General features: G+C 42.1%; 10 protein-coding genes. 7 read left to right on the top strand and 3 right to left on the bottom strand.

Annotated elements, in window-relative coordinates:
- Both AKG43_RS11405 and AKG43_RS11400 read right to left on the bottom strand, forming a co-directional pair.
- Positions 1-832, bottom strand: an 832-nt coding sequence (locus tag AKG43_RS11405) for a type VI secretion system Vgr family protein (protein ID WP_156300672.1), incomplete at its 3' end; no start/stop codon positions are given.
- A gap of 171 nt (positions 833-1,003) precedes the next feature.
- Positions 1,004-1,417 carry a helix-turn-helix domain-containing protein gene (locus AKG43_RS11400; protein WP_082403087.1) on the bottom strand — a complete coding sequence of 138 codons (414 nt, stop codon included), beginning with the start codon at positions 1,415-1,417 and terminating at the stop codon, positions 1,004-1,006.
- 240 nt (positions 1,418-1,657) lie between these two features.
- On the opposite strand from AKG43_RS11400, the gene AKG43_RS11395 reads away from it, so the two are divergent.
- The 3 genes from AKG43_RS11395 (at position 1,658) to AKG43_RS11385 (ending at position 2,870) form a co-directional block, all read left to right on the top strand.
- Positions 1,658-2,023, top strand: a complete 366-nt coding sequence (locus AKG43_RS11395; protein ID WP_054617408.1) for a hypothetical protein — start codon at positions 1,658-1,660, stop codon at positions 2,021-2,023.
- 11 nt (positions 2,024-2,034) lie between these two features.
- The gene (locus AKG43_RS11390) at positions 2,035-2,559 is read left to right on the top strand and encodes a tetratricopeptide repeat protein (protein WP_054617407.1); all 525 of its coding nucleotides are present in this window, start codon (positions 2,035-2,037) and stop codon (positions 2,557-2,559) included.
- 83 nt (positions 2,560-2,642) lie between these two features.
- Positions 2,643-2,870, top strand: a complete 228-nt coding sequence (locus tag AKG43_RS11385) for a hypothetical protein (protein WP_054617406.1) — start codon at positions 2,643-2,645, stop codon at positions 2,868-2,870.
- Between the two features lie 19 nt (positions 2,871-2,889).
- Here AKG43_RS11385 and AKG43_RS11380 read toward each other — a convergent pair whose 3' ends face one another.
- A complete protein-coding gene (locus AKG43_RS11380; RefSeq protein WP_054617405.1) occupies positions 2,890-3,543 on the bottom strand; it encodes an IS1595 family transposase in 654 nt (217 codons plus the stop codon).
- A gap of 168 nt (positions 3,544-3,711) precedes the next feature.
- Between AKG43_RS11380 and AKG43_RS12885 the strand changes: the two genes are divergently transcribed.
- The 4 genes from AKG43_RS12885 to AKG43_RS11365 all read left to right on the top strand — a co-directional run bounded on the left by AKG43_RS12885 (position 3,712) and on the right by AKG43_RS11365 (position 6,182).
- A complete protein-coding gene (locus tag AKG43_RS12885) occupies positions 3,712-3,936 on the top strand; it encodes a hypothetical protein (RefSeq protein ID WP_156300671.1) in 225 nt (74 codons plus the stop codon).
- A gap of 325 nt (positions 3,937-4,261) precedes the next feature.
- Positions 4,262-4,759, top strand: coding sequence for a hypothetical protein (locus tag AKG43_RS11375; protein WP_054617404.1), 498 nt, complete (start codon positions 4,262-4,264; stop codon positions 4,757-4,759).
- Between the two features lie 22 nt (positions 4,760-4,781).
- Positions 4,782-5,375: a hypothetical protein gene (locus tag AKG43_RS11370; protein WP_054617403.1), complete on the top strand. Its 594-nt coding sequence runs from the start codon at positions 4,782-4,784 to the stop codon at positions 5,373-5,375.
- A 21-nt stretch (positions 5,376-5,396) separates the two neighbouring features.
- Positions 5,397-6,182 carry a tetratricopeptide repeat protein gene (locus tag AKG43_RS11365; protein WP_054617402.1) on the top strand — a complete coding sequence of 262 codons (786 nt, stop codon included), beginning with the start codon at positions 5,397-5,399 and terminating at the stop codon, positions 6,180-6,182.
- The last annotated feature ends 677 nt before the right edge of the window (positions 6,183-6,859 follow it).

Below are 6,859 nucleotides of genomic sequence, written 5' to 3'. Positions count from 1 at the left end.
CCCAATGGCTGTCGCTGCCGAGTAAGACGCTGCTGTCGCTTTCCGTGTCCTTCGCCGTTACTTCGGACGACAAATCGGTATCGGCATCGCGGTAGTTGTAGTCGCCGACGCGGATGGATTCGAGAATGGGATTGTGTTTTACCTGTAAGGCGAACACCGCTTCGGCTCCGACGCTCTCCAATCCGCCGTGGGGGCGGTAGGGATAGGGGGAAGTGTGGCTGCGAAAATAATGGGCGGCATCGTCGCCGAGTACCGCCACATCGCCATATTGGGCGTTCTGCTCAAAGGCATACCAAATCCCTTCTTCTTCGCACAGCCGGTTGAGAAAGGCAAAGTCGGATTCCTGATACTGGGTCACATACTCGCGTACACCGTATTCGCGGGAAGTGTTGAAACGGAAATCGACGCCGGCAAAACCGTGATGTTTCAGCAGCGATGAAATAATGTCGGGAACGTTTTGGTTTTGAAACAGCCGCGAAGTGCGATGGTGCTTCAATGCGGCGATGCGCGGTTCCAATACCATGCGGTAACGGGTTTCGTCGGCCGATACCGACAGCTTCTCACACGAAGTGATGATGCCGCTCCATTCCTTCAACGCCTGGGGGGCGATCATTCCCTCAATCAGTCCCAACACATCAGAGCTTACCGGCGTTACCGTAAACTTGGCCGCCTGATTGATGTAGGACGACAGCGGTAAGTCGGCATCCGCGGAAGTGAGTTCGATGTCGAGACGGTAAGCTGTGTTGAGTGCTTCGGTAGCGGTGAAGGAGACGACGGAGAGGGACGGGCTGAAGCGGGAGAAGCTGAGACGGTAGGATTGGGTTTGGGTCATCGCGGGCGTTCCAAAGCTGATTCTAAAAACTGTATTCTAAAAGTATCGGGATTGAAGGTGTATGCTTTGGAAATATATCAGAACGGATATTTATTTTCCATTTGCATATGACAAAAGGCCGTCTGAAATTTCAGACGGCCTCATCATCTCGACTCTTAGCGGAAAGATTTATCAACTGTTTTTCTTGAGCAAATCCAACATCTCTTGCTGCATTTCCACACGTGATTTTAGTTGCTCAATCATCAATTCTTTTTCAGCCAATAAACTGCTTGCATGTTGCAATTGCAATTGGAGTTTTTCTATTTCCATCACCAAGCCATGATTTCCATTATAGAAATTATGGCCTTGTTTCAAATCGCCTTCGTTAATTAGGCAAATCATGTTGTTATCATCGTCCGGCATCAAGTCAAACAGATCAATTCCCAAAACATCGGCAATACTTTTTAAACGCTGTACGTTCGGTTGAGATTTACCTTGTTCGATTTTGGCATAGCCGCTGGGTGATAAGCCTAATTTTTCAGCCATCTCTTCTTGCGTCCAGTTCTTGCTTTCTCTGAAGAAACGTAATTTTTCATGTAATCCCATATGTATATCAATCACTTTCAGTCCAGCTGCTGCACTTTCAGTCGCTGGCAGCTAGGGATTTAAGTAAATACACTTTAGTTCGTAATTTTATAAATTACGAAACATTCTAAGTAATGGAACCCCAGTTGTCCACGTTATATTGAGTTTGTTATGCCGATCCTGACAAAAGCAATTTCATCAAAGAACTGATTAAAGAAAGGATGATGAAGGAACAGGCACAACAAGAAAAGGAATATAAAAATGACTGACCTGTACAACGACTATACTTTTTCCGACGTCAGAAACGATCCCATCGAAACCGATCCTTACCCTAGAGACGATCCGCTTTATGCCTCTTTAGACCCAATGAATGTATGGCATAAAGATGAGGCAGGCGAAAGAATGTTTGAGCAATCCGATGAATTGCGAAAGCATGAGCATCAAGAACTCTCCGATCGAATGATGCAGGAACATGCAGACAAATTCAGACAAAGTCTGTATGAAACCCGCAAAGCCCACAGCTATCCGGGCGAGGGTTTGAGCGAAAGCACCATCACCGTCGTACTGATGGTGTTGATCAACGGCCTGTTCTTCGGTGCATACCTGTTGTGGAAACACTTTTTCTAAGAGGTGTTGTGATGAAGTTATTCAAACGCATGATTACCGCCCTTGCCCTATCCTTTGCTTTAGCGGCTCCCGCTTCGGCAATGGAAGGACAGGATTATTTGGACGCTTTAATGGCCTTCAACCGAGGCGGCTTGGACAGATCCATCGACTACCTGTACAACCTGTCTGACGAAGGCGACGACGATGCCATGTACTACATCGGCCATCTGTATTTGAGCACCAAACGTTACAGCGACGCCATCGCCCTGTTCAAAGGTGCCGACAAAATGGGCAACAACAAGGCGACTTATTGGCTGGCCGTTGTCTATATGGACAAAAATTTCTACGACTATAATCCGGCCAAAGCCCACCGCTATCTGAAAAAAGCCGCCGAACAGGGCTTGGGGGCCGCCATGTACCACACCGCCTTGCAGCTGATGGACGGCATCGGCACCAAGCCCGACCCCGAAAAAGCAAAATGGTGGATGAAAAAAGCCGCTTCCATCCGCAACCATTTCGCCCTCGAAAAAATGAAAGAGAAAAAGTGGCAAAATTAAATAACTAATAATAACTGATGGGTAGGATCCCCACATAATTCTCTAATGAAATATACAGTTATCCATGACAAGGAAAGAAAAATATGAAATCTAAGCTATTAATACTGTCGGCCTGTTTGTCTATGATGTTAACCGGTTGCATGGATTTAGAATCTCAAAGGATGCGACTGGGTTCTCTTTCTGTGCCAAAAAATTTTGAAAAGTTAAAAACGATAGCAGACAAAGGAGATCCTACTGCTCAATTATTGGTTGGCCATGCTTATTTTCAAGGCGATATCGTCAGAAGAGATTACGATTTAGCTAAGAAATAGGGGCTGAAGTAGATTAGCCCTAAACACCACACCAAAGCCGCAAAGTTTTTAACTGCTGCTTTGGTGTCCCGAAGTTAAAACGAAATTCACATTCTTTCAAGAACAGAGGAAAAGATTTTCGGTCGATTCCGTTGTATTTGCGCAAGACACGTTTCGCCTGATTCCAAAAATTCTCAATGCCGTTGATATGGTTTTGCCGGTCGGCAAACTTTTTGCTGTGATTAATCCTGTGATGGTGAAAACCGCTGACATCCAACACGTCGTAACTGCTCAGGCAGTCCGTATAAACTACGCTGTCGGGCGTGATTTTCCTTGTAATAACAGGAAATAAGCTTTCCTTTTGAGCGTTATTCACTACAACCGTATAAACCTTGCCTCCACGTTTAAGGATACCGAAAACCACCACTTTACCTGCTGCTCCCCTACCGCGCTTTCCTTTACGCTTGCCGCCGAAATAGCTCTCATCCAATTCTATAGCGCCCTCAAAAACCTGATCTGCTTCCAAAGCCAAATGATGGCTGATAACGAGACGGATTTTACGGTAGAAGAGAATGGCCGTATTGGGCTGAATACCCAAGATATCGGCAGTAGAACGTGCGGTTACTTCCAATACAAAATATTCAAGCAGTTTTCTTTGCAGACTCTTCTTTAACTTACAGTGGGTTATCTTCATTTTGGCAGCCTATCATGACTGCTAATCTACTTCAGCCCCAAGAAATATTACACCCTTGCAGTAAACAATGATCATAACAGCCGTTGGCAACAAGAGGGCTACAAAGAAACTGCAAGGCATCAGTTAAGAGAGATTGCCAACTTACGTGACCCGGTTTATCAACGCCGTTTGGCACAAAAACGCCAAGCAGAAGCAGAAGAAAGACATAGACAGGCTCAAGCGAAAGCAGAAAGAGATGCTGTCTTGATGAAAAAAATAGGCACAAGAATCTGCACAGAAGACTTGCGCGCCGGTTTTATAGAAGGATTTACGGATCAGAAAATTAAAATCAGGCTGTATGGTAATCAAATTATTTATGATTACCCTTCAAGATGGTATGTCTGTGAAAAATAAAAAGTCAGAGGCAGATTAGTCTTCAATATCACGCCAAAGCTACAGTTTTTAACTGCTGCTTTGGCATCCCGAAGTTACAACGCAACGCCGTATTCTTTCGGGAACAGGTGAAAGATTACGTTCTATTCCGTTGCATTCGCGTAAGACAAATTTTATCTGATCCCCAAATTCCCAATGCCGTAATGTAGCTTTAGCGGTTGACAACTACAGGTACAAAATTTCTAAAAATCACAAAGTATCTTAAGTAAGGATTCCTTGCTTGTCCACACCTACTCGAAAATGAAACAAGGTTTATTTTAATCAACTAGTTAAAGGATAAATGACAATGAAGAAAATACTGATCTTCTCTATATTGGCATTTGAATTTGGGTCATTTAATGTTTACGCAAATAGTAACATTAATAATCAAAAAATAACCGTAGTAAAGTATTTATATGACAAAGAACTTGCACCTATTGACCCCAAATTCAGAGTACGGGTAACCCCAGAACTACGGTCATTATTGGTAAGAGATGACAAAGGTACAAAACGTGCAGCCGGCGGCTACATGGATATGGCACTAAGTTGCCAAGATATTTTATTTCCAACAGTAGAAGAATACGATGATCCGATCTTTGTACCGATTCAAAATTCTATTCGTTATCAGGTGGTTCCAAATGGAAACGTCAGAGCCTCTTTTACTAACTCCAAAGGAGAAAATAAAATCATTCACTATAAAATGATTTGTAAAAATAACAAATGCTTAATTTCAGACATCATAGGCAGCGATAGCTCCTCTTATGCGAATCAAATTAGTCAGTGCCTGAGAAAAAAACGTTATTAAGCCAAAATTAGAAAGGGAATATATGCGTTATCTATCAGTAATTTTGGGATTATTAGCCGCTTTGTTATTGGCGGCTTGCGGAAACAAACATGACAAATTTGTGGGTTACTGGCAATTGGAAGAAGATAAAGATCAGGTCTGGATTGTTAGAAAAGTCGATAACAATACTTACACCTTTAATCATATCTACAAAGATAAAAAGGGTATGCAGGGCAGTGTTTTAACCAAAATGGAAAACGGTGATTTTGAGTATCCTGAAAACAAAGCAAGGGCTGTGATGTCCGAAGACGGAAAAACTTTTAGGGTCGGCTCTCAAATCTGGTACCGGATTACAGAACAGCAAGCTGAAGAGGAATTGAAAAGAATTGAAGCTATACTGGCTCAAGCAAAAAAGGATCGGGAAGCCTGTCAAAGTCTGCTTAATGAGTACAAACAACAGCGTCAAAAATTTATCACTATTATAGATACAGGGAACACGCTTGATTACTTTAAACGTAAAGAGGAGCAGGATAAGAAAAAACATGCCCTATATGAACAATATCGACAAAAAGCCTCAAAGATAACGGATTGCGCCGATACTTTTTTCATCAATCATGGTATTGGGATTCGTCCTTAAAGTAAGTGAGGAGCAGTCAAAATGAACAGCAAAGCTTTAATTTTTAGCATTTTATTATGCGTGATGATTCCTGCTCAGGTTGAGGCCAGAGACACCGAGCTATTAACCCAAATGGAGGAAGTAAGGGCTAATCAAGCCATTCGCTCGTTGCAACAAGGCGACTACACAACAGCCCTGAAAATTTTGGAAGGATTTGCAAGAGCAGGCAACCCGAGTTATCAGTATTTGGTTGGCCTCATCTATTTGAAGGGAAATAGTACAGAAACCAACCTTCCAAAAGCCAAATACTGGCTAGAAAAGTTTGCCCGACAAGGTTATATTGATGCACAAATGGAGTTGGTCGGCCTATATTTAAACGGTCAGGGCGATACATTCAAACAAGATTACCGGAAAGCACTTTATTGGACTGAACAAGCAGCCAAACAAGGCCATGTAGGTTCTCAACAGACATTAGCTATCATGTACTTGGATGGGACAGGCGTTCCTGTCGATTTAGCTAAATTTCTCTATTGGACAGAGCGGGCGGCAGAAAACGGGGAACGTGTCGCCCAATATAATTTAGGCATCATGTACATGAATTCAGCACCTGAGCTAATCAGCTTGAACGTTCCTATGAATATCCCCAAGGCCATTGCTTTAATCAATAAATCCGCGGTACAAGGCTATGACAAAGTTCAATTTTATCTCGGCAAAATTTATCAATACGGCCTCTATCACCCGATGGACAAGGAAAAAGCCCGTTTTTGGTACCACCGGGCGGCAGAGCAAGGGCATGAGGAAGCTGCGGAGTATTTAAGAAACTTGTAGAATGAGATAATAAACTAAGGAATAAAACCGCTTGAAATTTGAATTTTCAAGCGGTTTTATTTTCAGCTGAAATAAATTAACTTTAAATATCACAGCTAAAGCCGTAGGATTTTTAGTTGCTGATTGAGTGTCCCGAAGTTAAAACAACCCCCCATATTTTTTCAAGTACAAAATATAAAGGAAGAAACCGCCAGTAAATTCCATTGTATTTACATAAGACATGTTTTGTTTGATTCAAAAAATTCCTAATACAGCTAATATGGTTTTGTCGGGTGGAAGCAACTTATTGTGGTTTATATCTGGTGGTAGTAAAAACCGCTTATAGACTGGTAATCGATGTCAGATTCTTGGATTTTTGTATCGAGGCTTATTTCGCTGAAAAAAGGATTGCCAGGAATAACTTGTACCAAGGTTGGAGAATTAGGTTTTGATAACGTAAGAAAATATAGAGAGTAGGGCATGTAGTTTAAAAGTGCCTGAGATCTTGTTCGCTTCTTGTTCCATAAAGAGGATATGACCAATAGGATACACCAAGACTCAATCAACTTTTAGTTGGTAAGTACTGACACTAAAAGTGTCAAGATTCTATCTTTACTCTTAGTGGTCAATACTTACATAGTATTTGCTCAAAACGTTGGTAATATTAGGTTTAATTTCACAATTTTATATTTTTATGT

The organism is Neisseria sp. 74A18 (genome assembly GCF_001308005.1).
In the GTDB taxonomy this organism is placed as follows: Bacteria; Pseudomonadota; Gammaproteobacteria; order Burkholderiales; family Neisseriaceae; genus Neisseria; species Neisseria dumasiana.
This window is presented reverse-complemented; position numbering and strand designations above follow the sequence as displayed.

Coding starts and splice junctions, on each gene's coding strand:
- AKG43_RS11400 (WP_082403087.1), bottom strand. CDS start 1,417: ATGGGATTACATGAAAAATTACGTTTCTTCAGAGAAAGCAAGAACTGG.
- AKG43_RS11395 (WP_054617408.1), top strand. CDS start 1,658: ATGACTGACCTGTACAACGACTATACTTTTTCCGACGTCAGAAACGAT.
- AKG43_RS11390 (WP_054617407.1), top strand. CDS start 2,035: ATGAAGTTATTCAAACGCATGATTACCGCCCTTGCCCTATCCTTTGCT.
- AKG43_RS11385 (WP_054617406.1), top strand. CDS start 2,643: ATGAAATCTAAGCTATTAATACTGTCGGCCTGTTTGTCTATGATGTTA.
- AKG43_RS11380 (WP_054617405.1), bottom strand. CDS start 3,543: ATGAAGATAACCCACTGTAAGTTAAAGAAGAGTCTGCAAAGAAAACTG.
- AKG43_RS11375 (WP_054617404.1), top strand. CDS start 4,262: ATGAAGAAAATACTGATCTTCTCTATATTGGCATTTGAATTTGGGTCA.
- AKG43_RS11370 (WP_054617403.1), top strand. CDS start 4,782: ATGCGTTATCTATCAGTAATTTTGGGATTATTAGCCGCTTTGTTATTG.
- AKG43_RS11365 (WP_054617402.1), top strand. CDS start 5,397: ATGAACAGCAAAGCTTTAATTTTTAGCATTTTATTATGCGTGATGATT.